Here is a 25,138-nt window from a genome sequence, read left to right on the forward strand (position 1 = left end):
CGCCCCGGCTCAGGTGAGGAACGGCTCGGTGCGCGTGGCGTCCACCGCGTGGTCGATGCGCAGCCGCATCGACGGGTGGATCTCCAGCTCACCGAGCCGGTCCACCGGCTGCCACACGACCTCGCTGGACTCGCCCGAGATGCGCGCGCTCCCCCCGGTGACCGTGGCGCGCATGCAGATGGAGAACTGGGCCCGGACCTCGCCGTCCGAGTAGACGATCACGTGCCGGGGGTCGGTGTAGATCCCGACCAGGCCCGTGATGCGCACGTGGTAGCCCGTCTCCTCCTCGGTCTCCCGGACGCCCGCCTGCCGCACGGTCTCCCCCGGGTCGATGCCTCCGCCGGGCAGCGCCCACAGGTCGTTGTCCGTGCGGTGGATGAGCAGCAGGCGCCCGCCGTCGTCGCGCACGGCCACCGTGACCGACGGCACCACCGAGTTCACCGCCGGTGCGGCCGGGTCGTCGAAGTAGTCGAGCCGCGTCATCACGACACCTCGTCCGGATCCTCCGTCCGCGGCCAGACCCTCAACGGCGTCGAGGCGTTCCACACCCGCTCGAAACCCGCCTGGTAGGCGGGCGCCATCGACGCCTCGGGGCCGTCCTTGAGGTGCAGCAGCGGGTTCGCGCCCGCGGGCGAGCCCCAGACGTGCGTGTTGACCAGCAGGTCGTCGTCGAACCGGAAGGTCGTCGCGTACAGCGTGCTGTCGTGCAGCCGCACCTCCACGCCCGGCGTGCCGAGCGCGGGGGCCAGGTAGGCCAGCACCAGGGCGATGCGCCCGGAGAGTCCCGTGCCGCCCTCCTCCGCGGTGCGCACCGTCACCGCGTCGCCCTCCGGGTCGCCCAGCAGCAGGCGCACCCGCACGCCGCGGGCCGCCATCGTGACGATCTCGGTGGTCAGGTCCAGGGTCTGGTCCGGCAGGAACGTCGCCGCGAACGCGTGCAGCTCGAACCGCTGCTCCACGCCCGCAAGGAACGCGCGCCAGGTCCCGGACGGCACCGCGCGGCGCGCCGGGTAGACGCCCACGATCTCCTGCGCGGCGGCCTCGGCGCGGTCGACGTCGCCCCACAGGGCCGCGACGTCGCAGCCCAGCGCCTCGGACACCGCGACGCGGTGCCGCGGGTGCGGGGTGCGCCCCTGCGCCACCCACCGCTCCACGGTCTTCGGGTCGACGCCGACGGCGGCCGCGAGCCGGACCTGGCTCAGGCCTGCCTGGCTCATCGCCGCGACCAGTCGTTGGTTTCTCACGTGTACCCCCTTAGGGACGTATCTATCACCGAAACGTCCCGGGCGCTGCCGATGGCACGTCCCATACCCCCGGCGCATGGTGGTACCAGTCAGTCCACCTGCCCGACCCATGTCCCGGAGAACCTCGTGAACCCCATTGCCTCGCAGTCGGTCACAGAACGTCTCGGCGATGTCATCGACCTGCTGCGGCACGTCCGCGCGGACTGGATCGAGGTCCTGACGGTGACGCCCGAGCGGGTCTGCCTGCAGCCCTGGCACCTGGACGACGGCGAGTCCATCGCGCGGGCCCTGGGCCTGGAGCACGCCATCGACCAGCGCATGCTGAACCCCGGGTACACCCTGTGGTCGGGCACCTGGCGGGGTGTCGAGGTGCAGGTCAGGGGCGCGCTGCGGGCCGGCGTGCCGGTCTTCTGAGCCGACCTGCGACCCGGCCGCCGAGCTGAACGTCCCGTCCGGCGCCACCGCCGCGCCACCGATTCGCCCGTCCGCGAACGCGGCCGTGCCCCTGGTCACGTCGAGCGCCGCACACCCTAGGGTGGGGGGATGACCGACGCGCATCACGAGCAGCCGGAGCAGGCCTCGCCTCGCCAGACCGTGCTCCTCGCTGCCTTCGAAGGTTGGAACGACGCGGGGAGTGCGGCGACCACGGCACTCACGCACCTGGCCGAGGTGTGGGGTGCCGAGAAGGTGACCGAGCTCGACCCCGAGGAGTTCCACGACTTCCAGGTCAACCGCCCGTACATCTCGTTGGACGACGACGGGAAACGCTCCATCACGTGGCCGACGACGACCATCTCGGTCGCGCAGGTGGGCGAACGCAAGGTCGTGCTGGTGCACGGCGTCGAGCCGTCGATGCGCTGGCGCAAGTACTGCGAGGAGCTGCTGCGGGTCGCCGACGAGCTCGGGGTCCGCACCGTCATCACGCTCGGCGCGCTGCTGGCGGACGTCCCGCACACGCGGCCCATCCCGATGACCGCGACCTCGGACAGCGTGGGCCTGCAGTCGGTGCTCGACATCGAGGCCAACACGTACCAGGGCCCCACCGGGATCGTCGGGGTGCTCCAGCACGAGGCGGCCGAGCGCAACCTGCAGTCCGTCAGCCTGTGGGCGGCCGTGCCGCACTACGTCGCCAACCCGCCCTCCCCGAAGGCGACCCTCGCGATCCTCACGCGCGTGGAGGAGATCCTCGGCGAGACCGTCCCCATGGGCGAGCTGCCCGACGACGCCGCGGCGTGGCAGCACGGCGTGGACGAGCTGGCGTCCGAGGACTCCGAGATCTCCGAGTACGTGGCCCAGCTCGAGGAGGCGAAGGACACCGCCGAGCTGCCCGAGGCCTCCGGCGACGCCATCGCCCGCGAGTTCGAGCGCTACCTGCGCCGGCGCGACGGCGGCGGCAAGGACAGCGGGCCCGAGAAGCTCTGACAAGGTCCGAGGCTCCGACGAGCCCCGAAGTCATGAAAAGCACAGAGGCCTGAGCCCCCGGTGGGGCTCAGGCCTCTGACGTGTTGTCGGGCGTGGCGATCACGCGCTGCTGGAGATGGGCTCGATCCGCACTCCTGCGTCCGGCCCGTGGAAGCCCACCCATGTCTCGAGACACCGTGCGGCGTCCTCGACGCGGTCGTAGACCGGGGCGAACCCTGGTCCGTTCCGTACCACTCGGTACCGCGTGCTGCACCTGGGCGCCGTCGTGACGGTGACCCGGGTCTCACCCGTGAAGTCTTCCTCGTACTCCGTCATGTTCCCCATCCTGCCCCGGGTTAAATGCAAACGGAAGCAGGGGCCAAAACTAACCCGGTAAGCGCTTGGCGTGGTGCTGGCCTACCTCACGAAAACCGGGTCGAAATCAGGCTCGGAAAGGGTTAAAGACGCACTCCGAGCAGGGCGTTTACCGTCCGGGCGATGATCCCGGGCGCGCCCTCCTCGTCGGCCGAGGTGTCCCGGGACGCGTCCAGGGAACTTTCAGCCCACGCGTCGACGGCGGCCAGCGCGGCGGGTGCGTCGAGGTCGTCGGCGAGCGCCGCGCGGACCGCGGCGAGGGTCGCGTCGGCGGACGGACCGCCGTTGCCCGAGACCGCGTCGCGCCACCGGACGAGGCGGGCCTCGCCCGCCGGCAGCGTGGTCTCGTCCCACTCCCACTCGGTGCGGTAGTGGTGGGCCAGCAGGGCCAGCCGGATCGCCATCGGGTCGTGGCCCTCGTCCCGCAGCCGGGAGACGAGCACCAGGTTGCCGAGCGACTTGCTCATCTTCTCGCCCTGGTAGGCGACCAGGCCGGCGTGGACGTGCGTCCGGGCGCCGGCGGGCTCGCCGCCGTCGGGCGCGGGACACAGCACGCGCAGGTGCGACGTCGACATCTCGTGGTGCGGGAAGAGCAGGTCCGAGCCGCCGCCCTGCACGTCGAGCCGCTCCCCCGCGGCGACGTCGAGGCCGTCGCGCGCGATCACGGCGCACTCGATGTGCCAGCCGGGGCGGCCGGTGCCGAGCGGGCCGCCGTCCCAGGAGGGCTCGCCCGGGCGCTCCCGGCGCCACAGCAGCGGGTCCAGCGGGTCCTTCTTGCCCTCGCGGTCGGGGTCGCCGCCGCGCTCCGCGAAGGTGGCCAGCGCCTCGGCCCGGTCGAGGTGCGCGACCTGGCCGAAGCGCGGGTCGGCGGTGAGGTCCGCGTAGACGTCGCCCAGCTCCGGCGTCGACCCTCCGGCGCCCGGCTCCAGGGAGACCCGGTAGGCGGCGCCGGTCTCGACCATGGCCGCCACGGCGCGCGCGACGTCCTGGGCCGACTCCACGGCGCCCGTCCAGGTGGCGGGCGGGATGACGCCGAGCGCCGTCATGTCCTCGCGGAACAGGGCGATCTGGGAGGCGGCGAGCTCGCGCCAGTCCATCCCGGTCGCCTCGGCACGCTCCAGCAGCGGGTCGTCGACGTCGGTCACGTTCGAGGCGTAGACGACGTCCTTGCCCGCGTCGCGCCAGGCGCGCACCAGCAGGTCGAACGTCACGTAGGTGTTCGCGTGCCCGATGTGGGTGGCGTCGTACGGCGTGATGCCGCACGCGTACAGCCCTGCCCGGGTACCCGGCGCCGCCTCCACGAGCTCACCCGACGACGAGTCGTGGACCCGCACCGGGGCGGGTGCGGGAGAGCCGGGGAGCAGCGGGACTTGGGGTGTGGGCCAGGCGTACACGCGACCAACGATAACCGCCGCCTGTGACACTCCCTGACCATGTCAGGGCACTACGCGTGTGTTCTACGCGACGCCGCCGTGCGCGTCGATCGTGCCCGACATGAGCAGGTACACGACCACGGCCGCGAGCACGAGCCGGTAGTACACGAACGGCTTGTAGGAGTAGTTGGCGATGATCTTGAGGAACCCGATGATCACCGCGTAGCCCACACCGAACGCGACGACCGTCGCCAGCAGGATGGCGCCCCAGCCGGGCGACCCGGCCGGCATCGGCTCGCCGAGCGTCTTGACGAGCTGGTAGAAGCCCGAGCCGAGCACGGCCGGGATCGCGAGCAGGAACGAGTAGTCCGCCGCGGCCTTGCGGGTGAAGCCCATGGTCAGGCCGGCGGTGATGGTGCCGCCCGAGCGGGACACGCCCGGCACCAGCGCGAGGGCCTGGGCGAACCCGAAGCCGATGGCGCTGCGGCCGGTCAGCGTGGTCAGCTCGCGCTCACGGCGGCCGTAGATGTCCGCCAGGAGCAGCAGGATCGCGAAGAACGCCAGCATGAAGACGGTGATCCACAGGTTGCGCAGCGTGGTCTCGATGTAGTCCTGGAACAGCAGGCCCAGCACCACGATCGGGATCGACCCGAAGATGATGTACCAGCCCATCGCGGCGTCGGGGTTGGCGATCACGCCGGGGCGGCCGTGCCGCACGTCGACGGAGCCGGGGCGCGGCCCGAGGCCCGCGCGGGCCCGCCAGCCCTTGCCGTAGGCGCCCGACAGGGCCTTGAACCAGGCGACGAGGATGACGCCGATCTTCTGGCGGTAGTAGATGATCACCGCGGCCTCGGTGCCGATCTGCGTGATGGCCGTGAAGGCCGCGCCAGGGTCGCTCGACCCGATCAGCTCACCGACGATCCGCAGGTGCGCCGACGAAGAGATCGGGAGGAATTCGGTCAGGCCCTGGACCAGGCCCAGAAGGATGGCTTCCCACGCAGTCACGGGCCGTGACACTACCCCACGGCGCGCCTCCTGACGCACGCGCCTGCGCCGCGGTTAGTCTGCCGCACATGGAACGACGCCGGGTGGGCAGGTCGGGCCTGCGGGTCTCGGAGCTCGGGCTCGGCACCATGGCATGGGGCCGCGACACCGACGAGATCGACGCGGCCGAGCAGGTACGAGACTTCCTGGACGCCGGTGGCACCCTCGTGGACACGGCGGCCAGCTACGCCGACGGCGACTCCGAGCGCGTGATCGGCACGCTGCTGTCCGGCAAGGTGGGGCGGCACGAGCTCGTGCTCGCCACCAAGGCGGGCATCCGCGCCGAGTCACGGCCCGACGGCGGGCCGGGCCGGGTGGTGGACGCCTCGCGCGGCGCGCTGCTCGACAGCCTCGACGAGTCGCTGGTGCGGATGGGCACCGACCACGTGGACCTGTTCCTCGTGGCCTGCCCCGACCCGAACACGTCCCTGGAGGAGACGTGCAACGCGCTGCGCATCGCGGTGACCAGCGGGCGCGCCCGGTACGTGGGCCTGAGCAACCACCCCGGCTGGGCGACGGCGCGGACGGCGACGCTGCTGGAGCCCGACGTCGGCCTGGCCGCCGTCGAGCTCGAGTACTCGCTGCTGCAGCGCGGCGTGGAGCGCGACGTCCTCCCCGCCGCCGACGCGCTCGGGGCCGGGCTCCTGGCCTGGTCCCCGCTCGGGCGCGGCGTGCTCACGGGCAAGTACCGGCGCGCCATCCCCGCCGACTCCCGGGCGGCAGGGTCGCAGGCGGGCTTCGTGCAGCCGTACCTGGAGGGGCCGGCGACCGACGTCGTCGAGGCCGTGGCGACCGCCGCCGAGGGACTGGGGCGCGCACCCGGCGAGGTGGCGCTGGCCTGGCTCCTGGAGCGCGAGGGCATCGCGTCGGCGATCGTGGGCGCGCGAACGCCGGCCCAGCTCCGTTCGTCGCTGGAGGCCGTGTCCCTCGACCTGCCCTACGAGGTGCACGCCGCGCTCGACGACGTCTCCGCGCCCGACATCGGCTACCCGGAGCGCTGGTGACCGTTCCGCCCGGACCCGTGCCTGAGGTCGTGCCAGGTCAGCGCTGCTGCGCCGGCTGCGGCTCGCCCTCCGCCTCCTCGACCTCCCCGAGGTCGTCGTCGAAGTCGATGTCGTCGAGGTCCTCGTCCGCGTCGTCGTCCTCGTCGTCCTCGTCCACCTCGTCGGCCAGGTAGAAGGGAGTCACCTCACCGAACACCGTGGCCAGGGAGTCCTCGTACACCTCGTAGGCGTCGGCGAGCACGTCGTAGGCGTCGTCGACAGCAGGGTCGTCGTCACTCCGGCGAGTGGCGACCGCGTGATGGTGGGCCTCGAGTGCGGCTATGAGGCGGTCGAGCGCGGCACGCGGTTCTACGGTCATGCCTTGAAGGTAGCGCCCCATGAGCCACAATGGGCAGACGAATTGAGTTGCTGTCACCGGTCTGCAATCAAACCGGCATAAACTGACCTCACCCGCGACCCGAGGACGGTGCATCAGATGGCGAGAGACGGCTCCGTGTTCCGCAAGAACAGTCAGTACGAGTACCGCGTCGTGACCTTTGAGCCGGACACCACCGTGCCGGACGCCCGCAAGGCGCTCACCGACGAAGCCGAGTACGGCCGTTGGGAACTGGCACGGACCCTTCTCTACATCGGCGGCAGACGCAAGGTCTGGCTCCGCCGCAAGATCATCAAGGTCTCCTCCACCCTGTGACCCGCCCCCTGACGCTCCCCGGCTCGCGCCGGAGCACGTGTCAGACGCTCAGGTCACCGGGGTGACCTGAGCGTCTGACACGCTCGACCGACGAACGTCAGCAGGTGGCGAGCAGGCGGTCCAGCACGCGCGTGCCGAACTTCAGGGCCTCCGTGGGGACCCGCTCGTCCACGCCGTGGAACATGCCGGCGAAGTCGAGGTCGTTCGTGAGCTGCAGGGGCGCGAAGCCGTAGCCGGTGATGCCCAGGCGGTGCAGCGACTTGTTGTCCGTGCCGCCCGACAGCGTGTACGGCAGCACCTTGGCGCCCGGGTCCTCGGCGTCGATGGCGGCCACCATGGCGTCGACCAGCGAGCCGGAGAACGGCACCTCCAGCGCCGTGTCCACGTGGATCGGCTCGATCCGCACGTTCGGGCCCGCCAGCTCGCGCAGCGTGGCGAGCCCGGCCTCCTCGTGGCCGGGCAGGAGCCGCACGTCGACGGTCGCCTCGGCGCGGCCCGGGATCACGTTCGCCTTGTACCCGGAGGCGAGCTGGGTCGGGTTGGACGTGTTGCGCACGGTGGCGCCCACGAACTTCGCCACCGGGCCGAGGGCCGCGACGAGCGCGTCGATCGTCGCGGGGTCGTCGTAGTCCACGGGCAGGCCCGTCAGGTCGCCGACGCCGCGCAGCAGCGCGTCCACCGTCGGCGTGATCGTCGTCGGCCAGGCGTGCCGGCCGATCCGCGCGACGGCGGCGGCGAGCTCGGTGACCGCGTTCTCCTCGTTGACCTGCGAGCCGTGCCCGGCCCGGCCGTCGGCGATCAGCCGGAGCCAGGCGATGCCCTTCTCCGCCGTCTGGAGCAGGTAGGCGCGCTTGCCGCCCACCTCGACCGAGTAGCCGCCCACCTCGGAGATCGCCTCGGTGGCGCCCTCGAACAGGTCGGGGCGGTGGTCCACGGCCCAGCGGGCGCCGTACACGCCGCCCGCCTCCTCGTCCGCGAAGAACGCGACCACGACGTCGCGCGCGGGCTTGCGGCCCTCGCGCACCATCTGGCGGACGACCGCCAGGATCATGGCGTCCATGTCCTTCATGTCGACGGCCCCGCGGCCCCAGAGCAGACCGTCCTTGAGCTCGGCGCCGAACGGGTCCACGCTCCAGTCGTCCTTCGCCGCGGGCACCACGTCGAGGTGGCCGTGCAGCACGAGCGCGGGGCGGCTGCTGTCCTGCCCCTCCAGCCGGACGACGACGGAGGCCCGCCCGGGGCTCGACTCGAACAGCTCGGGCTCCAGCCCGACCTCGTGCAGCAGCTCCATGACGTACTCGGCCGCGGCGCGCTCCCCCGGCCCCTCGTTGTCGCCGTAGTTCGACGTGTCGATCCGGATCAGCTCCTGACAGATCCGGATGACCTCGTCGGCGGCGGTGGGCACGGGCGCGGAAGTCGGAACAGTCTCAGTCACAGGGCCACGGTAACCGGCCGCACGTGGCGGCCGGTCCACCGTGGCCCGGCGTCTCACACCTCAGACCAGGCCGCGGCGCTCCAGCAGCGGCGTGATCTCGGCCGCGCGCCCCCGCAGGTCGGCGAACGAGACCAGCGGGTCCTGGGAGCCGCCGCGCGCCAGCAGCTTGCGGCGGAACGCCTCGCCGTTCTCGCGCGTGAGCCCGCCGTTCTCGGCGTACCACTGCACGGTGTCGGCGTCGAGCACCTCCGACCAGATGTAGGAGTAGTACCCGGCCGAGTACCCGCCGCCGAAGATGTGGTTGAAGTAGGTGCTGCGGTACCGGGGCGGCACGGAGGCGAAGTCGACGCCCGCGGCGGCGAGCGCCGCCGCCTCGAAGGGCAGCACGTCCTCGACCGACGTCGGCACCTGGTCCGGGGTGAGCTGGTGCCATGCCTGGTCCAGGAGCGCCGCGGCGAGGTACTCGGTGGTCGAGAAGCCCTCGCCCCAGATGCGGGAGGCCAGCATGGTGTCGACCCACTCGGCGGGCATCGGCTCGCCGGTGACGTGGTGCACCGCGAACGACTTCAGGATCTGCGGCTCCCAGGACCACATCTCGTTGACCTGCGACGGGTACTCGACGAAGTCGCGCGGCACGGAGGTGCCCGACTGCGACGGGTAGCGGACGTCGCTGAGCAGACCGTGCAGCGCGTGCCCGAACTCGTGGAACAGCGTGGTGACCTCGTCCCAGACGAGCAGCGTCGGCTCGCCGGCCGGCGGCTTGACGATGTTCAGGTTGTTGACGACGACGGGCTGCTCGCCGAGCAGGGTGCTCTGGACGACGAGGCTGTCCATCCAGGCGCCGCCGCGCTTCGACTCGCGCGTGTAGAGGTCGGCGAGGAACAGGCCGAGGCCGGAGCCGGGCTCACCGGGCTCGACGGCGTCGAACACCTCGAAGACCCGCACGTCCGGGTGGTAGCCGGGCAGGTCGGGGCGCTCGACGAAGGAGAGGCCGAACAGCAGGCCGGCCGCCTTGAAGACGCCGTCGTGCAGCACGCGCTCGAGCTCGAGGTAGGGGCGCAGGGCGGCGTCGTCCAGGTTGAAGCGCTCCTTGCGCACCGCCTCGTTGAGGAAGGACCAGTCGGCGGCGGCCACGCCGTCGGATCCTTCGACAGGCTCAGGACGGCGCGGCGCGCCGCCCACCGTGGCGAGGTCGGCTGCCTCGCGCCGCGCGTTGGCGACGGCGGCGGGCGCGAGGCGCCCGAGCATCTCGTTGACCGCGGCCGTGGTGCCGGCGGTAGCGTCGGCGACCGTGTAGGCGGCGTGGTGCTCGTAGCCGAGGAGCTGGGCGTGGTGCGCCCGCAGGCGCGCGAGCTCCAGCAGCACCTCGCGGGTGTCGTTCTCGCCGCCCGTGGCGCCGCGCGCCATCGAGGCGCTCTGCACGCGCTCGCGGGTGGCGGCGTCCTGGAGCGAGGCGAGCACGTTCTGGTGCGTGAAGAGCTGCATCTCCAGGAGCCAGCCGTCCTGGCCGCGGGCAGCGGCGGCGGCCCGGGCGCCGGCCTTGGCGTCCGCGGACAGTCCGGCGAGCTCGGCCTCGTCGGTGACGAGCACGCTCGCCTCGTTGGCGCCGGCGAGCAGCTTGCGCCCGAAGCTCGCCTCCAGCGACGTGATGCGCGCGTTGAGCTCGCGCAGCGTGTCCTGGTCGCCCAGGGACAGGGCGATGCCGGACCGCTTGAACTGCGTCATCAGCTTCTCGACGAGGTACGCGGTGTCGGGCTCGAGGTCGAGGTCGCCCGCCTCGGCGGCGTCGGCCAGGGCGCGCACGCGCTCGTGGAGGCGCGCGTCCATGTTGATCGCGTCCCGGTGCGCGGAGAACAGGGGCGCGAGCCGCTCCTGGATGTCTTCCAAGCCGTGGGTCGAGTCCGAGGGGAGCTGGTTGAAGTACGCGCGGGCGGCCCGGCCCAGGAGCTGGCCGGAACGCTCCAGCGCCACCAGGGTGTTCTCCACGGTCGCGGGCTCCGGGTTCGTGGCGATCGCCTCGACCTCGGCGCGGTGGGCCGTCATGCCGGCCAGGATCGCGGGCTCGTAGTGCTCCTCGCGGATCACGGAGAAGTCGGGCAGGCCGTACGGCAGGGCGGACGGCGCGGCGAACGGGTTGGCCGGGTCCAGGTCCGCGGGTGCGGTGGTCTCGTGCGTCGAGGTCATGGGGAACATCCTCGCCCATCGGTTGCCCCGGCGACGCGTCCTTTCCGGGGGGTCTCCGCCGCGGTCTAGGGTCGTGGGCGTGGATCCTCTCCGGCTGGTAGGCACCTGGGACTTCGTGCGGGAGATCCGGCACGACGACGGCGCCGCGTACACCGCCGACGGGGAGGCCCGGTTCCTCGTGGAGGACGACGGCCGCGTGCGCTGGGCGGAGCAGGGCACGCTGCGCTGGGCGGGTGGCAGCACCCCGGTGACGCGCACGCTGTTCCTGGTCCGGGAGCCCGGGCCGGACGGCGGGGCGCTGCCCGACGGCGGGGCCGCCACCGGCTGGCGCGTGACCTTCGAGGACGGCCGCGACTTCCACCCGTGGACCGCGGGCGCCGTCGAGCACCTGTGCGGCCGGGACCTGTACGCGGGCGGCCTGGCCGTGGCAGCCGTGCCCACCCAGGACTGGGAGCTGCGCTGGCGGGTGACCGGCCCGGAGAAGGCCTACCTGATGCACACCCGCTACACCCGCCCCCCTCGTTGAGTGCTGGGTATTCGCCCTTCTGGCGGGCGCCGGAGGGCGAATACCCAGCACTCAACGATCAGGGGTCAGGGGTCAGGGGTCAGGGGTCAGGGGTCAGGGGTCAGGGGAGGACGTTCGGGTTGTCCGCGTGGGTCAGGGTCTCCCAGGCGACGAACAGGTTGTTCGTGCCCGCCGGGCGCGACGACTCCGTGAGGGCCTGGGTGTTGCTCATCGCGAACCCCTGGCGGTTGTGCAGGGCGTTGAACCCGACCTCGGTGACCGGGCCGAGGCCCAGGTGCACCGACCCGCCGCAGAGCCAGGACGGCACGGCGGTCCCCCGCTGGTAGGTGGAGTGGAAGCCGAGCGCGTGTCGCAGCCGCTCCCCCACCTGCGGGTACAGGTCGTCGCCCTGGATGGCGGCGGTCTCGGCGACGTGCGAGATCGCCGAGAGGCCGTAGCCGGTGTGCGTGAAGTCCCGGCAGGTCTCCTGCGACAGGCCGTTGACCAGCGTGCGCTGGTTGTGCCAGTACGAGAAGATCTGGTCCGGTGTGTCCCGGCCGGAGCCCGGCACGGTGCGTGGCACCGACCCGTCCGACGTCAGGTAGATGAACGCCGGCACCCGCACCAGGAAGCGCTGCCGCGCCGAGACGTAGGCGTTGCGGTCGTCGAGGAAGATCGAGATTCCGACGGCGGCCTCCATCATCGACAGCTCCCAGTTGCCGTTGCTGTTGGAGCCGTTGATCACCTCGGGCAGGTAGACGTTGCGCAACATCGTCTCGAACCGGTCGACGTCGGCCGCCGCCCAGCCCGCGCCCGTGTAGCGGATGATCTCCGCGGCCCGCGGCCACACCGAGCCGGCCCACGCCGTCTGCAGCGGGGCGTTGGAGTTGGTGTGGTCCCGGATGACCGGCGACCACGCGTTCATGATCGAGATCGCCTTGTTCGCGTACCGCGTGTCCCGCGTGACCGACCAGGCCAGCGCGTGGGTGTACGCCGCGATGGCGTCCTCGCGCTCGTCGGTGCAGCCGTTGTTCGGGTTGGAGTACGAGCCGCACTCGACGACGGCCCGCGGGTGCGGCGTATAGGACAGCGACGCGTACCGGCTGCCCATCATCGAGTCGTAGGCGCCGCGCCAGGGCTGCGCGCCGGCCTGCACGCGGCCCCGGATGAAGTCGAGCTGCGGCGCGCTGACGTGCACGCCCGGGTGGGTGAACGTCGTCGGCACGTCGGCGGCCGCCTGCTCCGCGGTGGCGGGCACGACGGCGGGAGCGACGTCGGGCACGGGGGCCGCCCCGGCCGCCGCCGCGGGCAGGACCAGCCCGACGGCGACCGCGAGCGTGACCAGGGCGCGGACCGGCGCCTTGCTGCTGCGGGCCCTCATCAGAAGCCCGCCGTGATGCGCGTGAACTCGAACCCGGGCTGGTCCCGGTTGACGGACCAGAACGCCAGCCGCGTCAGCCCGTTGTTCCGGGCGTAGTCACGGATCTGGGTCCAGGCCGCGGTCGTGGTGATCTCGCCCTGGTCGGAGCTCCCGTTCATGCCGGAGATGCCCATGTGGGCGTACGCCTGCGCGTCGGTCCAGCCGTTCGCCGACTTGAGCTGGTTCTTCAGTCCCTCGGACGCGTTGATCGTGTCCTGCGCGATGTTCGAGGAGCCGAAGTTGAACGGCATGATCGTGTAGTTGTCGATCGGGACACCGAGCTGCGCGGCCCGGTTGATCAGCCGGGTGCCCGCACCCTCGGGGCCGCCGCGGCCCGTGCCGATCGTGACGGCGATCTTCACGTTCGGGTTGTTCTGCTTGACGATGATCAGGCCCTGCAGGATGCGGTCCTGCACGGTGTAGTTCTCGAACTCGTCGGAGTTCTCGATGTCGAAGTCGACGACGTTCGGCTGGTGCGCGTTGATGACCTGCTGCACGGCCCCGGCGTACGCGGCCGGCGTCGAGCAGTTGGGGCCGAGCTTGTTGCCGGACCAGCCGCCGAACGAGATCTGCACCTGGCCGCCCGCGGCCTTGATCGCGTTGATGGTCTGCTGGTCGACCCCGCCGGTGAGCGGGCGGCTGCCGTCCCACGCGGGGTTGCAGCCCCCGGACGAGAGGATGAACGCCATCGTGAACGCGCGCACACCCGTCTGGCTCATGACCGACGTGGCGCTCGGCGGGTTGCCCCAGCCGAGGTACAGGTAGGGCGCGCCCGGCATCTTCGCCGGGTTCGGCTGCGGGTTGCCGCCGCCGGACGGGAGCGTCCAGCGCTGGTTGGCGCCCGCGAAGCAGTCCCAGGTCTGCAGCGGCGTGCCGTCCGCGGAGCTCGGGCCGGTCGCGTCCAGGCACTTGCCGAGGGCGCGGAGCGTGCCGTCCGCACCGGCGGTCCAGCGCTGCGCTGCGCTGCCGTTGCAGTCCCAGAGCTGCACGCGGGCCCCGTTCGCGGTGCTCCCGTCCGCGACGTCGAGGCACTTGCCGAGCGCCCGGACCGTGCCGTCGGTGCGGACGTCCCAGCTCTGGGCGTTGGTGCCGTTGCAGCCGTAGAGCTGGATCTGCGTGCCGTTCGCGGAACTCGCCGCCGCGACGTCGACGCACTTGCCGCCGTACCCGGTGATCGCTCCCGTGGCCGCCTGCGCGGGCTGGGCGCCCCCGCCGAGCGTGAGCACGGTGGCCAGGGCCAGGGTCAGTGTCGCGAGACCGCCGAGACCACGCCGTAGAAGAGCATGGCGCCGTTGACGTGCTTGCATGGTCGTCCTCCTCATAACTTTCAAGGCTGTAAGTGAGGAGAACGTACGACTTCCTTGCCGCCCGCAACATTGGGGCTACCACGTACAGGGACCACACAGATTTCGGGGTCAGGAACCGGCCAGGCCCGGAGCGGACGGCGGCCGGGCGGGCGCCGGCCCCGGAGCGGACGACGTCGGGCACCGGCTCGCGGGGTGCGAACCGGTGCCCGAGTGCGTTGCGGCGAGGTCAGAACCCCGCGGTGATCCGCGTGAACGCGAGGTCATCCTGCGCGATGCCGCTGCAGTTGGACGTCACACCGCCGCCCTCGCAGCCGCGGTCGCGGTTGACTGCCCAGTACGCGAACCGGGTCAGGCCCTGGGCGTTGGCCCAGTCCCGGATCTCGGTCCACTGCGCGGGCGTGGTGGTCTCGCCGACGTCGGACAGCCCGTTCATGCCGGAGATCCCGGAGTAGGAGTACGCCTCGGCGTCGGACCAGCCGTGCGCGGCCGCGAGCTGGTCCTTCAGGCCCTCGGCGGCGTTGATCGTGTCGGCCACCATGTCGGAGCCGCCGAAGTCGAACGTCATGATCGTGTAGTTGTCGATCGGCGTGCCCAGCTCGGCGGCGCGCGTGATGAGGCGCGAGCCCGCCCCGCCCGGGCCCGTCGTCGTGGTCGGGATGGTCACCACGGCCTTGACGTCGGGGTTGTTCTCCTTGACGATCGCGATGCCCTGCAGGATGCGGTCCTGCACGGCGTAGTCCTCGTACTCGTCGGTGTTCTCGATGTCGAAGTCGACGACGTCGGGGCCGTGCGCGTCGATGACCTGCTGCACGGCCCCTGCGAACGCCTCCGGGCTGGAGCAGTTCGGGCCCAGCTTGTTGCCCGAGTAGCCCCCGAAGGAGATCTGCACCTGGCCGCCGGCGGCCTTGATCGCGTCGATCGTCTGCTCGTCGGTGCCACCGGTCAGCGGCCGCTGGCCGTCCCAGGAGGGCGTGCAGCCCCCGGACGACAGCATGAACGCCATGGTGAACGCCGAGACCCCGGTCTCGCTCATCACCGACGTCGCGCTCTGCGGGTCACCCCAGCCCAGGTACAGGTAGGGCGCGCCGGGCATCTTCTCGGCCACGGCCTGTGGCTCGGCCTGCGCGTCGGTCCGTGGCCCGGCGATCTCCATGGCGGCCGCCCCGACCATGCCGCCGGCGGCCAGGACGATCGCGGTCACGGAGCTGAGCAGGGCGAGACGCCTCGGGTTGGTCTGCATCGTCTTCTCCCGAAGGGGTTGGTCGGACAGGTACGGCGACCGTACACAGCGGGTGAAAAACGGCGCATCCGTGGTAACCCGTACACGTCACCGGCGCAGCTCGGTCAGGTTCCCCTCCGCGTCGAGCCGGATCTCCGCGTCCAGGCCCAGCCGCTCCAGGAACGCGCCGTCGTGGCTCACCACCAGCAGCGCGCCCCGGTACGCGGACAGCGCGTCGACGAGCTGGTCCGTGCTCGCGATGTCCAGGTTGTTCGTCGGCTCGTCCAGCACCAGGAGCTGCGCGGGCGGGTCCGCGAGCAGCAGGCGCGCCAGCGCCACCCGGAACCGCTCGCCGCCCGACAGCGTCGCGACCGGCCGGTCCACGGCCGCGCCCCGTACCAGGAACCGGGCCAGCCGGTTGCGCAGCTCCCCCGGCGCGACGTGCGACGCGGACTCGCGGACGGCGTCGAGCACCGAGGACGCGTCCGGGAGCACGTCGACCCGCTGCGGTAGGTACGCGGCACGCTCGGTCAGCAGCTCCCCCGACGCCGCGCCGTCCGCCCCGCTCCCGTCCCCGTCCCGCCCCTCTCGTTGAGTGCTGGGTATTTGCCCCTCCGAGGGGGTCGAACGGGGCGAATACCCAGCACTCAACGAGGCGGGGTTCGTGGTGGTCAGGAGGCGTTCCAGGAGGGTCGTCTTGCCGACGCCGTTCGGGCCCGTCAGCGCGATCCGCTCCGGCCCCTGGATGACCACCTCGCGGCCGTCCGCGCCCCGCAGCACCGCTAGCCGGCGCCCGGCGGGCACGCCCGGGTCGGGCAGGTCCACGGAGATCCGGTCGTCGTCCCGCACCGCGCGCTCGGCCAGGTCGACCGCGGCGCGCGCCGCGTCCACCTTGTCGTCCAGCATCCCGCGCCGCGACCCGGCCGACTTCTCCGCGCTGTTGCGCCGGTCGTTGATCACCGCCTTGACGTACTTGCTGTTCGCGGCGTCCTTGCGGCCCTTGCGCTCGCTGTGCGCGATCCGCTCCTCCGCCTCGATGCGCTGCCGCTTCTCGCGGCGCAGCGTCTGCTCGGCCGCGCGCAGCGTCTGCGCCGCGGCCTCCTGCTGCACCTCCAGCCACGCCCGGTACTCCGAGTACGGGCCGCCGAACGTCGTCAGCGACCCGGCCCGCAGCTCGGCCGTGTCGTCCATCAGCTCCAGCAGCGCCAGGTCGTGCGAGACGACGACGAGCGCGCCCCGCCAGCCCTGGACCAGCTCGTACAGCCGCTCGCGGGCGTCGCCGTCGAGGTTGTTCGTGGGCTCGTCGAGCAGCGCGACGGCGGCGCTCCCGCTGGACTGGCGCAGCCGGACGCCGGTGATAGCCGTCAGCATGGTCTCGCCGCCGGACAGGGTCGCGACGGAGCGGTCGAGCCCGGTGGGCAGGCCGGTCGCCGAGAGCAGGGCGACGGCCCGCTCCTCGACGTCCCAGTCGTCGCCGACGACGTCGAAGTGCGCCTCGTCGACGTCCCCCGACTCGATGGCACGCAGGGCCCGCACGACAGGAGTGATGCCGAGCAGGTCGGCGACCGTCGCGTGGACGTCCAGGGTGATGCGCTGGGGCAGGTAGTCGGCCGTGCCGCTCAGGGTGACCCGGCCCGAGGTGGGCGGGAGCAGGCCGGCGACGACGCGCAGCAGGGTGGACTTCCCGGCGCCGTTCAGGCCGGTCAGGCCGGTGCGGCCGCGGCCGAAGGCGCCGGAGACGTGGTCGAGCGCGACGGCGCCGTCGGGCCAGGCGAAAGTGACGTCGTGCAGCACGACAGAAGGGTTTGACAACACAGCAAGGACTCCCGGGTGGTGGCTGATGCCGACGCCCGGTGCCCTCGGAGGAGGGCAGGCGTCAGCGCGAGGTGGTCTCGTACCGGGAGATGCCCGTCATCACAGTCCTTGTCAGTCGCTCCCTCACACGCGCGGCACACCCGCAGGAGCGCACACAGCCTGACACGGCCCGACGACGGGGCGCAACGTGAATTCAGGCACCGTCGCCCGAGGTCACGCCGCGCCCCGCCACGCCCGTGCGGATCGGCTCAGCGGCCGGTCAGCACCGCCCAGCGGATGCGCTCGCTGCGCAGGAACAGCGCGGCCCAGATCCCGACGGCGAACAGGACCGGCGTCAGCGTGTGCGCCACGGCGTCCTCCAGCCGGACGTGCGCGGCGACGGCGCCGCCCAGGTAGGCGGTCAGGAGCAGCGCGCCCAGGAACGCCGTCCACGGCACCACGTAGAGCACGACGGCGACGGCCTGCAGCACGCCGACGAGGAGGACGACCGAGGCCGGGAAGCCGATCGCCTCGAACATGCCCACCGACCGCTCGGACTCGGTGAGCTGGCCGTACGCGCCCTGCGCGAGCTGGGCCGCGACGGCCAGGGTGACGACCCAGCCGAGAAGGGGCGCGAGCCGTCGGACGGCCAGGTCCCGCCACGCGGGCACCGTCCTGCGGGGGTCGGCCTTGACGGGGTCGGTCGTGATGGCGTCGGTCGTGGCGGGGTGAGGAGCATCGATGGACATGTCGTGGTCTCCGTCTCGTGCGGCGTCGGCGGCGCGGTCACGGGAACGTACGGCGCCGTCCGGCGCGGAGAACACGGTCCTAACCGTTTAACGACAGCACCCGGAGCCGCCGGATCACGGCTCCGGCGCCGTGAGGTAACGCTGCACCGTGGGCCCCAGCCAGGCGACGACGTCCGCCCGGGTCAGGTCCGCGGCCGGGCCGAAGCGCAGCACGTACCGCACCAGCGCCATGCCGAGCACCTGCGAGGCCACGAGCGCGGCCCGGCGTGCGGCGTCGTCGCGGGTGACGACGAACCGCTCGGCGAGCGGCAGGATCTGGCCGGTGAACACGTCGCGCATCCGCGCGGCGCCGGCCTCGTTGGTCACCCCGACGCGCAGCAGGGTCTGCAGCACGCTGTCGTGCTCCCACAGGTCCAGGAAGTGGCCCACGAGCACGGCGCCGACGTCGTCCACCGGGATCGAGGCGAGGTCGGGCAGCACCAGCTCGACGTCGATCACCGCGGCGAACAGGCCCTCCTTGGAGCCGTAGTAGCGCATCACCATCGAGGGGTCGATGCCCGCGTCCTGGGCGATGGCGCGCACCGTGGCGCGCTCGTAGCCGTCGGCGGCGAACCGTTCGCGGGCGGCCGTCAGGATCGACGCGCGCGTCACGTCGGAGCGGCGCCGCGGGGCATCGGTGTCGGTCATGCCAACAACTGTAGGCCAACGTCCGTTGACCCCCGTCGAGCGCGTCCGCTACGTTGGTCAACAAGCGTTGGCAAACACCCGTTGACCGCGCACACCAGGAGGACACCATGGACACGGACGTCATCGTCGTCGGGGCCGGGCCGACCGGCCTGCTGCTCGCCGGGGACCTGGCCACGGCCGGGGCGCGGGTCACCGTCCTGGAGAAGCGTCCGGCGGGGCTGAGCAACCTGACCAGGGCGTTCGCCGTGCACGCCCGCAGCCTGGAGGTGCTCGACGCGCGCGGCCTGGCCGACGAGCTGCTGACCCGGGGGCAGCGGGTCGAGAGCCTGCGGCTCTTCCAGCACCTGACGGTCGACCTGGCGGAGCTGCCGTCCCGGTTCCGCTTCGTGCTGGTCACGCCCCAGTACGAGGTCGAGCGGCTGCTGCGCCGTCGGGCCGACGAGGCGGGCGCGACCTTCCGGCACGAGGCCGAGGTGACCGCCCTGAGCCAGGACGCCGGCGGCGTCACCGTCACCACGGCCGACGGCGCCACCGTGCGGGCTCGGTACCTTGTCGGCACCGACGGCGCCCGGTCCACGGTGCGCGGCGCCGTCGGCATCCCGTTCCCGGGCCGGGCCGTGATCCGCTCGATGGTCCTGGCCGACGTCCGGCTCGACCGTCAGCCCGCCGACCTGCTGACGGTCGCCGCCGCGAACGACTCGCTCGGCTTCCTCGCCCCGTTCGGCGACGGCTGGTACCGGTTCATCGGCTGGCACGGCAACCGCGACGTCGGCGAGGACGAGCCGGTGGACCTCGACGAGGTGCGCGCGATCGCCCGCGCCACCCTGCACGACGACTTCGGCATGTCCGAGACACGCTTCCTGTCCCGCTTCCACGCCGACGAGCGGCAGGCCCCCACCTACCGCGCGGGCCGCGTGTTCCTGGCCGGCGACGCCGCGCACGTGCACAGCCCCGCGGGCGGCCTCGGCATGAACACCGGGATGCAGGACGCCGCGAACCTCGGCTGGAAGCTCGCGGCCGCGCTCCGCCTGCCCGACGACGCGGCCGACGCCGTGCTCGACACCTACCAGGCCGAACGCCACCCCGTCGGACGGCAGGTGCTGCGCACCAGCGGCGGGATACTGCGGGCCGCCACGCTGCCGGGGCCGGCCGTGGCGGCGGTGCGCCGCGGCGTCGTCGGCCTGGTGTCGCGGGTGGCGCCGGTCCGACGCCGGGCCGCGCTGACCGTCTCGGCCCTCGGCGTCGCCTACCCGGCGCCCCGCGGGTCGCACCCGCTGGTCCCGGCGCCCCGCGGGTCGCACCCGCTGGTCGGGACCCGCGCACGGGACCTGCCGCTGGAGGGCGGCTCGCGCCTGGCCGAGGCGCTCCGCGCGGGACGGTTCGTCCTGGTCGCCGCCGCGGGGGCCGCGGCCCCGGAGCTCCCGGCGGCGCCCGGCGAGGTCGACCCCGCCGGGCGCGTCGTCGTCCGCCGGACCGACGGCGGGGCGACCGCGCTGCTGGTGCGCCCCGACGGCTACGTGGCCGGCGCGGCCGCGGGTGTGTGACCCGCGGCCGGCCGGCCGCGCGCCGGCTCAGTACTCGTAGCTGTAGCTCGAGGTGGACTCCTGGAAGAAGCCCTCGCGGAACTCCGGGATGCTGAACGCGATGGCGATCCCGACGGCCGCGAGCAGCGTCAGGCCGATCGTGACCCAGCCCGTGATGATGCCGGCCAGGGCCATGCCACCGTTGTCGGCCAGGCCCTCCTTCTGCGCCTTGCGGCTCAGGTGCCCGGTGATGACCGCCGGGATACCGGCCAGGAACCCGACGAAGCAGCTGAACAGCATGATGACGCTGAGGATGCCGAGGACCAGCGACCACACACCGAGGGCGTTCTTCTCGGGCGCGACGGGGTAGGTCATGCCGTACTGGTAGGGCTGGCCCTGGTACGGCTGCTGCGGGTAGGGCTGGCCGTGCTGGTCGGTGTAGTACCGAGCAGGCCCCTGGGGGTTGCCCTGCTGGTCCGGAGCCTGCGGGTACGGCTGACCGTACGGCTGCGGGGGCTGGCCGTAGGGCTGCGGCTGGCCGTACGGCTGCTGCTGCGTGGGCTGGCCGTAGGGCTGCTGGTAGGGGTTCGTCGGCGCGGCCTGGCCCGGCGCGGGCTCGGGCGCGTCCGCCGCGCCGGGGCCGGGCGTCGCACCGGGGCCGGGCGTCGCACCGGGGCCGGGCGTCGCACCGGGGCCGGGCTGCTGGGGGTTCGGCTGCTTGGGCGGCTCGTACGGCGACTGCCACTCGTCGGGCTGGGTCATGCTTCCACCTTCCACGGGGTGCGCGGGACGTCGGGGGCCGGGGTGAGCGGCCGGGTCGTGCGGGTGCCTGGGCCGCCGCTGCGTGCTGGGTCGCTGCTCATGCCTGGGTCACCGAGAACGCCGCACCGAGGAGCCCGAAGACGATGAGGACGATCCAGACCAGGATGGCGAGGCCGGCCAGGCCCACGTTGATCCAGCCCAGGACGAGGCCGGCCGTCGCCGACCCGGGGTTGTTCGCCAGGCCGTCCCGCACCGCCCTCCTGCTGGCGTTGCCGGTGACGATCGCGACCACGCCCAGGACCAGCGGGCACATGACCCAGCTCAGGATGCCCGTGACCAGCGACCAGACGCCCAGGTCGTTCTTGGGCGGCGCGGGCACGTAGCCGTACTGCGGCGCGGCGCCGTAGTACGGGGACTGGCCCTGGGGCGTGTACGGCTGCACCTGCCCGGACGCGTACTGGCCCGACGGGTACTGACCGGAGGGGTACTGCTGGCCGGACGCGTACTGCCCGGATGCGTGCTGGCCCGGGTACTGCGCCGGCTGGCCCGAGGCGTACGGGGACGAGGGGTCGACGGCGTCCTGCGTCGGCTGGAGCGCCGGGTACTGCTGACCGGACGGGTACTGGCCGGGCGGGTACTGCTGGCCGGCCGGGTGCTGCGGGCCCGACGGGGGCGGCACCGGGTGGCCGTACGCCGGACCGGCGGGCGGCGCCGCGTGCTCGGGCGACGTCGGAGCCGGGGCCGGAGCCGGGGCCGTCGGCTGCTCGCGCGTGGGCTCCTCCCCCGCCGGTGGTGCGGCCGGCCGGTCGTCCGGCTCCTGCGGGGACTGCCCGTCGTCGGGCTGGGTCATCGTGCTGCCTTCCGTGCTCGGTCGCGCCGAGTGGCGCGGGCGGGAGACGACAGGTGAGCCCGCCGCGACCCGGAGGGAGACGTCACCTCGGGGTCGCGGCGGGCTGACCGACCGCTGGGGTGGAGGCTCAGCTGTTCTCGAGCTCGTCCAGGAGCTCCTGGAGCTCCGGGTCCATGGTCTGGCCGGTGTCGCCGAGCTCCTGCTCGTAGCTGTTCTGCAGCTCCTGCTCGAAGCCCTCCTGGAACTCCGACGAGTTGGCGAGCGCCACCGAGAAGATGATGAAGCCGATCACGCCGAGGGTGATCAGCACCGTGCCGATCCAGCCCAGGATCAGGCCCGCGAGGCCCATGCCGCCGTTGTTCGCGAGACCCTCGCGCTGCGCCGCCCGGCTCTTGGCACCGGTGATGATCGCCGCGATACCCGTGACCAGGCCGCAGCCCAGCACGGACAGGATGCCCAGCACGAGCGACCAGACGCCGAGGCTGTTCTTCGGCAGCGGCTCACCGTAGCCGGGCTGCGCGCCCTGCGCGTAGACCTGCTGCTGCTCGCCGTACGGCTGCTGTCCGTACGGCGCCTGGCCGTACGGCGCCTGGCCGTAGGGCGCCTGCTCGTGCGGCGCGGGCTGACCGGGGACCGAGCCCGGCGCGGGGTTCGCGGGCTGCCCCTGCTCGGGCTGCTGCGGCGGGTCGTAGGGCGACTGGCCGCCGTCAGGCTGGGTCATCGTGCTACCTCTCTGCTTGCGGTGGGCCGGGGGACTGGCCCGGTCCGGAGGTGCCAAACCTACAGGTAGGACGCCCCGCGCGGCAGGAAAACCGCGCGGGGAGACCTACCCGTGTCGCACGCGCAAGAGGTCAGTAGTTCCAGTCGTTCGGGTTCTGCATGTTGTCCCAGCCGTTGATGCCGCCGGCGAACAGCCCGACCGCCAGCGCGACGATGAAGAACACGATGGCGAGCAACGCGAGCGCCACGTTGACCCAGCCCAGGATCAGGCCCGCGGTACCCATCCCTCGGTTGTTCGCCAGGCCCTCGTCGACCGCCCGGCGGCTCATGGTGCCGGTGATGATCGCGGCGATCCCGAGCAGGAGCGGGCAGAACACGAAGCTCAGGATGCCCGTGACCAGCGCCCACACGCCCAGGTCGTTCTTGGGCGGCGTGGCGGAGGTGTAGCCGTACTGGGGCGCGGGGGCGCCGGGCTGCCCGTAGGGCGTCTGTGCGCTCTGCTGACCGTAGGGGGCGGCAGAGTCGGGACCAGCGGGCGGTCCCGGGTTCGGCTCCTGCGGTGCGGGCTGTTGCCCTGCGGGCTCCTGCGGGGCCGGCGGCTGTCCGGCGGGCGGCTGCTCAGCGCCGTACTGTCCTGGGAGTGGCTGCGTGGGTGACGCTCCGGGCTCCGGGGGCGTGGATCCTGGCAGCGGCTGCGTAGGCGGCGTCTCCGGCTGGGGCTCGCGCGGATCACGCGGATCGCGCGGCGTACCGCCCTCGTTCTCGGTCATGAGGCTGCCTTCCCTTCCAGATCAGGGCTGGGAGCACCAGGACCGGTGTCCCACCTCTACCTAACCAGGGTTGGGACGGACCTGCCTGCGAACGCCCCGGTGGGGACGCCGCCGTCGGGCAGACCGGAGGCCCTGGCCGGAGAGCGGGTCTCCGGCCAGGGCCTCGGGCCACGGGTCACGCCGTGGGCGTCGCCACGGGTGCGGCCTCGGGCGTGAAGTCGACGCCCGCCTCCTTGCGCTGCTCCGGCGTGATGGGCGCCGGGGCCGCCGTCAGCGGGTCGAACCCGCCGCCCGACTTCGGGAAGGCGATGACGTCGCGGATCGAGGCCGACTTCGTCAGCAGGGAGACGATGCGGTCCCAGCCGAACGCGATGCCGCCGTGCGGCGGGGCGCCGAACGCGAAGGCGTCGAGCAGGAAGCCGAACTTCTCCTGCGCCTCCTCCTGGCCGATGCCCATCACCTCGAAGACGCGCTCCTGCACGTCGCGGCGGTGGATACGGATCGAGCCGCCGCCGATCTCGTTGCCGTTGCAGACGATGTCGTAGGCGTAGGCCAGGGCCTCGCCCGGCTCCTTCTCGAACGTGTCGATCCACTCGGGGGTGGGCGACGTGAACGCGTGGTGCACGGCGGTCCAGGCGGACGAGCCGAGGTCGACGTCGTCGTCCTCGCCGGCCGGCTTGAACAGGGGCGCGTCCACGACCCAGACGAAGGACCAGGCGTCCTCGTCGATCTGACCGGTCTTGTGCGCGATCTCGAGCCGGGCCGCACCGAGCAGGGCGCGCGCCTCCGTCGTCTTGCCGGCGGCGAAGAACACCGCGTCGCCCGGCTGCGCGCCGGTCGCGGCGGCGAGGCCCGCGCGCTCGTCGTCGGACAGGTTCTTGGCGACGGGGCCGCCGAGCTCGCCGTCCTCGGTGAACGTGACGTACGCGAGGCCGCGGGCGCCGCGCTGCTTGGCCCACTCCTGCCAGGCGTCGAACTGGCGGCGCGGCTGGGCCGCCCCGCCGGCCATGACGACGGCGCCCACGTACTCGGCCTGGAACACGCGGAACGGCGTGGCCGTGAAGTAGTCGGTGAGCTCGACGATCGGGTTCTCGAAGCGCAGGTCGGGCTTGTCCGTGCCGTACAGGCGCATGGCCTCGTGGAACGTGATGCGCTGGATGGGCGTCGGGATCTCGACGTCGACCAGCGCCCACAGCGACTGGAGGATCTTCTCGCCCAGGGCGATCACGTCCTCCTGGTCCACGAAGCTCATCTCGACGTCGAGCTGCGTGAACTCCGGCTGGCGGTCCGCGCGGAAGTCCTCGTCGCGGTAGCAGCGCGCGATCTGGTAGTAGCGCTCCATGCCGCCCACCATGAGGAGCTGCTTGAAGAGCTGCGGCGACTGCGGCAGGGCGTACCAGGAGCCGGGCGCGAGGCGGGCCGGGACCAGGAAGTCGCGTGCGCCCTCCGGGGTGGACCGGGTCAGGGTCGGCGTCTCGATCTCGACGAAGTCCTGCTCGTCCAGCACGCGGCGCGCGGCCTGGTTGGCCTTGGCGCGCAGGCGCAGGGCGTGCGCGGGGGCCGGACGGCGCAGGTCGAGGTAGCGGTGCTTGAGGCGCGCCTCCTCGCCGATGACCTCGGTGTCCGCGAGCGCCGTCGAGACCTGGAACGGCAGCGGGGCGGACTCGTTGAGGGTGACGACCTCGGTGGCGACGAGCTCGATCTCGCCGGTGGCGAGGTTGGCGTTGGCGTTGCCCTCGGGACGGCGGCCGACCTCGCCGGTGACCTGCAGCACGAACTCGGCGCGCAGCGGGTGGGCGATCTCCTCGTCGCGGATGACGACCTGGGCGATGCCGGACGCGTCGCGCAGGTCGATGAACGCCACTCCCCCGTGATCACGGCGGCGATCGACCCAGCCCGTGAGGGTGACGGTCTGGCCGATGTGCTCGGCCCGCAGTGAGCCGGCCGTGTGGGTGCGGAGCACGGAGTAAGTCCTTCCAGCGTGGGTTGAGGGTCCCGAGAATTCTAGTCACCGCCGGGGCCCCTTGGCGCCGCCGGCTGTGGACAACGCCGTGGCGCGTGGCCCGGCGCGTAGCCTGACG

At 72.6% G+C, this 25,138-nt stretch carries 25 protein-coding genes; 6 read left to right on the forward strand and 19 right to left on the reverse strand.

Going from position 1 to position 25,138, the window contains the following annotated elements:
• Positions 1-9: 9 nt before the first annotated feature.
• Complete coding sequence (locus FHX71_RS13120; RefSeq protein ID WP_182616886.1) at positions 10-483, reverse strand: NUDIX hydrolase; 474 nt, start codon at positions 481-483, stop codon at positions 10-12.
• Entirely contained in the window at positions 483-1,244 is a 762-nt protein-coding gene (locus FHX71_RS13125; RefSeq protein ID WP_182616888.1) for a helix-turn-helix domain-containing protein, read from the reverse strand. The genes FHX71_RS13120 and FHX71_RS13125 overlap by 1 nt, the downstream gene beginning before the upstream one ends.
• A gap of 126 nt (positions 1,245-1,370) precedes the next feature.
• Here FHX71_RS13125 and FHX71_RS13130 point away from each other — a divergent pair, with 126 nt between their 5' ends.
• On the forward strand, positions 1,371-1,658 hold the full coding sequence (locus FHX71_RS13130) for a hypothetical protein (RefSeq protein ID WP_182616890.1): 288 nt from the start codon (positions 1,371-1,373) through the stop codon (positions 1,656-1,658).
• Positions 1,659-1,787: 129 nt separating this feature from the next.
• Positions 1,788-2,666, forward strand: a complete 879-nt coding sequence (locus FHX71_RS13135) for a PAC2 family protein (RefSeq protein ID WP_182616892.1) — start codon at positions 1,788-1,790, stop codon at positions 2,664-2,666.
• Positions 2,667-2,765: 99 nt separating this feature from the next.
• On the opposite strand, the gene FHX71_RS13140 is transcribed toward FHX71_RS13135, so the two are convergent.
• The 3 genes from FHX71_RS13140 to FHX71_RS13150 form a co-directional block, all read right to left on the reverse strand.
• A complete protein-coding gene (locus FHX71_RS13140; protein ID WP_182616894.1) occupies positions 2,766-2,981 on the reverse strand; it encodes a hypothetical protein in 216 nt (71 codons plus the stop codon).
• 122 nt (positions 2,982-3,103) lie between these two features.
• Positions 3,104-4,414 (reverse strand): cysteine--1-D-myo-inosityl 2-amino-2-deoxy-alpha-D-glucopyranoside ligase, encoded by a 1,311-nt coding sequence (gene mshC, locus FHX71_RS13145; protein ID WP_182616896.1) that lies wholly within the window; start codon positions 4,412-4,414, stop codon positions 3,104-3,106.
• 63 nt (positions 4,415-4,477) lie between these two features.
• A complete protein-coding gene (locus tag FHX71_RS13150) occupies positions 4,478-5,398 on the reverse strand; it encodes an undecaprenyl-diphosphate phosphatase (protein ID WP_182616898.1) in 921 nt (306 codons plus the stop codon).
• Positions 5,399-5,466: 68 nt separating this feature from the next.
• On the opposite strand from FHX71_RS13150, the gene FHX71_RS13155 reads away from it, so the two are divergent.
• Positions 5,467-6,441, forward strand: coding sequence for an aldo/keto reductase (locus tag FHX71_RS13155; RefSeq protein WP_182616900.1), 975 nt, complete (start codon positions 5,467-5,469; stop codon positions 6,439-6,441).
• 37 nt (positions 6,442-6,478) lie between these two features.
• Here the strand turns inward: FHX71_RS13155 and FHX71_RS13160 are convergent, their stop codons facing one another.
• Positions 6,479-6,799, reverse strand: coding sequence for a primosomal protein (locus tag FHX71_RS13160; protein WP_182616902.1), 321 nt, complete (start codon positions 6,797-6,799; stop codon positions 6,479-6,481).
• A 117-nt stretch (positions 6,800-6,916) separates the two neighbouring features.
• Here FHX71_RS13160 and FHX71_RS13165 point away from each other — a divergent pair, with 117 nt between their 5' ends.
• Positions 6,917-7,132, forward strand: a complete 216-nt coding sequence (locus tag FHX71_RS13165; RefSeq protein WP_020014707.1) for a DUF5703 family protein — start codon at positions 6,917-6,919, stop codon at positions 7,130-7,132.
• A 97-nt stretch (positions 7,133-7,229) separates the two neighbouring features.
• On the opposite strand, the gene FHX71_RS13170 is transcribed toward FHX71_RS13165, so the two are convergent.
• Together FHX71_RS13170 and FHX71_RS13175 are read right to left on the reverse strand one after the other, a co-directional pair.
• A complete protein-coding gene (locus FHX71_RS13170) occupies positions 7,230-8,567 on the reverse strand; it encodes a M20/M25/M40 family metallo-hydrolase (protein ID WP_312877038.1) in 1,338 nt (445 codons plus the stop codon).
• Between the two features lie 60 nt (positions 8,568-8,627).
• Complete coding sequence (locus tag FHX71_RS13175; protein WP_182616904.1) at positions 8,628-10,751, reverse strand: M3 family metallopeptidase; 2,124 nt, start codon at positions 10,749-10,751, stop codon at positions 8,628-8,630.
• Positions 10,752-10,830: 79 nt separating this feature from the next.
• Here FHX71_RS13175 and FHX71_RS13180 point away from each other — a divergent pair, with 79 nt between their 5' ends.
• A complete protein-coding gene (locus FHX71_RS13180; RefSeq protein WP_182616906.1) occupies positions 10,831-11,277 on the forward strand; it encodes a DUF6314 family protein in 447 nt (148 codons plus the stop codon).
• Positions 11,278-11,377: 100 nt separating this feature from the next.
• Here the strand turns inward: FHX71_RS13180 and FHX71_RS13185 are convergent, their stop codons facing one another.
• The 6 genes from FHX71_RS13185 to FHX71_RS13210 all read right to left on the reverse strand — a co-directional run bounded on the left by FHX71_RS13185 (position 11,378) and on the right by FHX71_RS13210 (position 18,432).
• The gene (locus tag FHX71_RS13185; protein WP_220489670.1) at positions 11,378-12,637 is read right to left on the reverse strand and encodes an alginate lyase family protein; all 1,260 of its coding nucleotides are present in this window, start codon (positions 12,635-12,637) and stop codon (positions 11,378-11,380) included.
• Complete coding sequence (locus tag FHX71_RS13190) at positions 12,637-13,983, reverse strand: ricin-type beta-trefoil lectin domain protein (protein WP_246402555.1); 1,347 nt, start codon at positions 13,981-13,983, stop codon at positions 12,637-12,639. The genes FHX71_RS13185 and FHX71_RS13190 overlap by 1 nt, the downstream gene beginning before the upstream one ends.
• Positions 13,984-14,209: 226 nt before the next feature.
• Entirely contained in the window at positions 14,210-15,223 is a 1,014-nt protein-coding gene (locus FHX71_RS13195; protein WP_182616909.1) for a glycoside hydrolase family 18 protein, read from the reverse strand.
• A gap of 87 nt (positions 15,224-15,310) precedes the next feature.
• Positions 15,311-16,996, reverse strand: a complete 1,686-nt coding sequence (locus tag FHX71_RS13200) for an ATP-binding cassette domain-containing protein (RefSeq protein WP_312877039.1) — start codon at positions 16,994-16,996, stop codon at positions 15,311-15,313.
• A gap of 269 nt (positions 16,997-17,265) precedes the next feature.
• On the reverse strand, positions 17,266-17,745 hold the full coding sequence (locus tag FHX71_RS13205; RefSeq protein ID WP_182616914.1) for a DoxX family protein: 480 nt from the start codon (positions 17,743-17,745) through the stop codon (positions 17,266-17,268).
• A gap of 114 nt (positions 17,746-17,859) precedes the next feature.
• Complete coding sequence (locus FHX71_RS13210) at positions 17,860-18,432, reverse strand: TetR/AcrR family transcriptional regulator (RefSeq protein WP_182616916.1); 573 nt, start codon at positions 18,430-18,432, stop codon at positions 17,860-17,862.
• Positions 18,433-18,539: 107 nt separating this feature from the next.
• On the opposite strand from FHX71_RS13210, the gene FHX71_RS13215 reads away from it, so the two are divergent.
• Positions 18,540-19,976 carry an FAD-dependent monooxygenase gene (locus FHX71_RS13215; RefSeq protein WP_182616918.1) on the forward strand — a complete coding sequence of 479 codons (1,437 nt, stop codon included), beginning with the start codon at positions 18,540-18,542 and terminating at the stop codon, positions 19,974-19,976.
• A gap of 27 nt (positions 19,977-20,003) precedes the next feature.
• Here FHX71_RS13215 and FHX71_RS13220 read toward each other — a convergent pair whose 3' ends face one another.
• The 5 genes from FHX71_RS13220 to aspS form a co-directional block, all read right to left on the reverse strand.
• Positions 20,004-20,717: a DUF4190 domain-containing protein gene (locus FHX71_RS13220; RefSeq protein WP_182616920.1), complete on the reverse strand. Its 714-nt coding sequence runs from the start codon at positions 20,715-20,717 to the stop codon at positions 20,004-20,006.
• Positions 20,718-20,814: 97 nt separating this feature from the next.
• On the reverse strand, positions 20,815-21,567 hold the full coding sequence (locus tag FHX71_RS29755; protein WP_182616922.1) for a DUF4190 domain-containing protein: 753 nt from the start codon (positions 21,565-21,567) through the stop codon (positions 20,815-20,817).
• A gap of 127 nt (positions 21,568-21,694) precedes the next feature.
• Entirely contained in the window at positions 21,695-22,288 is a 594-nt protein-coding gene (locus FHX71_RS13230) for a DUF4190 domain-containing protein (RefSeq protein ID WP_182616923.1), read from the reverse strand.
• A gap of 130 nt (positions 22,289-22,418) precedes the next feature.
• The gene (locus tag FHX71_RS13235) at positions 22,419-23,057 is read right to left on the reverse strand and encodes a DUF4190 domain-containing protein (protein WP_182616925.1); all 639 of its coding nucleotides are present in this window, start codon (positions 23,055-23,057) and stop codon (positions 22,419-22,421) included.
• Between the two features lie 175 nt (positions 23,058-23,232).
• Entirely contained in the window at positions 23,233-25,020 is a 1,788-nt protein-coding gene (aspS, locus tag FHX71_RS13240; RefSeq protein WP_182616927.1) for an aspartate--tRNA ligase, read from the reverse strand.
• Positions 25,021-25,138: the final 118 nt, after the last annotated feature.

The sequence above is a fragment of the Promicromonospora sukumoe genome, assembly GCF_014137995.1.
Taxonomy (GTDB): Bacteria; Actinomycetota; Actinomycetes; order Actinomycetales; family Cellulomonadaceae; genus Promicromonospora; species Promicromonospora sukumoe.

Excerpts from the sequence above, each read along its gene's own strand:
- FHX71_RS13160 (WP_182616902.1), bottom strand. The coding sequence starts at position 6,799 with ATGACCGTAGAACCGCGTGCCGCGCTCGACCGCCTCATAGCCGCACTC.
- FHX71_RS29755 (WP_182616922.1), bottom strand. The coding sequence starts at position 21,567 with ATGACCCAGCCCGACGACGGGCAGTCCCCGCAGGAGCCGGACGACCGG.
- FHX71_RS13140 (WP_182616894.1), bottom strand. The coding sequence starts at position 2,981 with ATGACGGAGTACGAGGAAGACTTCACGGGTGAGACCCGGGTCACCGTC.
- FHX71_RS13165 (WP_020014707.1), top strand. The coding sequence starts at position 6,917 with ATGGCGAGAGACGGCTCCGTGTTCCGCAAGAACAGTCAGTACGAGTAC.
- FHX71_RS13235 (WP_182616925.1), bottom strand. The coding sequence starts at position 23,057 with ATGACCGAGAACGAGGGCGGTACGCCGCGCGATCCGCGTGATCCGCGC.
- FHX71_RS13210 (WP_182616916.1), bottom strand. The coding sequence starts at position 18,432 with ATGACCGACACCGATGCCCCGCGGCGCCGCTCCGACGTGACGCGCGCG.
- FHX71_RS13175 (WP_182616904.1), bottom strand. The coding sequence starts at position 10,751 with ATGACCTCGACGCACGAGACCACCGCACCCGCGGACCTGGACCCGGCC.
- FHX71_RS13220 (WP_182616920.1), bottom strand. The coding sequence starts at position 20,717 with ATGACCCAGCCCGACGAGTGGCAGTCGCCGTACGAGCCGCCCAAGCAG.
- FHX71_RS13155 (WP_182616900.1), top strand. The coding sequence starts at position 5,467 with ATGGAACGACGCCGGGTGGGCAGGTCGGGCCTGCGGGTCTCGGAGCTC.
- FHX71_RS13185 (WP_220489670.1), bottom strand. The coding sequence starts at position 12,637 with ATGAGGGCCCGCAGCAGCAAGGCGCCGGTCCGCGCCCTGGTCACGCTC.
- FHX71_RS13135 (WP_182616892.1), top strand. The coding sequence starts at position 1,788 with ATGACCGACGCGCATCACGAGCAGCCGGAGCAGGCCTCGCCTCGCCAG.
- FHX71_RS13205 (WP_182616914.1), bottom strand. The coding sequence starts at position 17,745 with ATGTCCATCGATGCTCCTCACCCCGCCACGACCGACGCCATCACGACC.
- FHX71_RS13195 (WP_182616909.1), bottom strand. The coding sequence starts at position 15,223 with ATGCAGACCAACCCGAGGCGTCTCGCCCTGCTCAGCTCCGTGACCGCG.
- FHX71_RS13190 (WP_246402555.1), bottom strand. The coding sequence starts at position 13,983 with ATGCAAGCACGTCAACGGCGCCATGCTCTTCTACGGCGTGGTCTCGGC.
- FHX71_RS13120 (WP_182616886.1), bottom strand. The coding sequence starts at position 483 with ATGACGCGGCTCGACTACTTCGACGACCCGGCCGCACCGGCGGTGAAC.
- FHX71_RS13215 (WP_182616918.1), top strand. The coding sequence starts at position 18,540 with ATGGACACGGACGTCATCGTCGTCGGGGCCGGGCCGACCGGCCTGCTG.
- FHX71_RS13230 (WP_182616923.1), bottom strand. The coding sequence starts at position 22,288 with ATGACCCAGCCTGACGGCGGCCAGTCGCCCTACGACCCGCCGCAGCAG.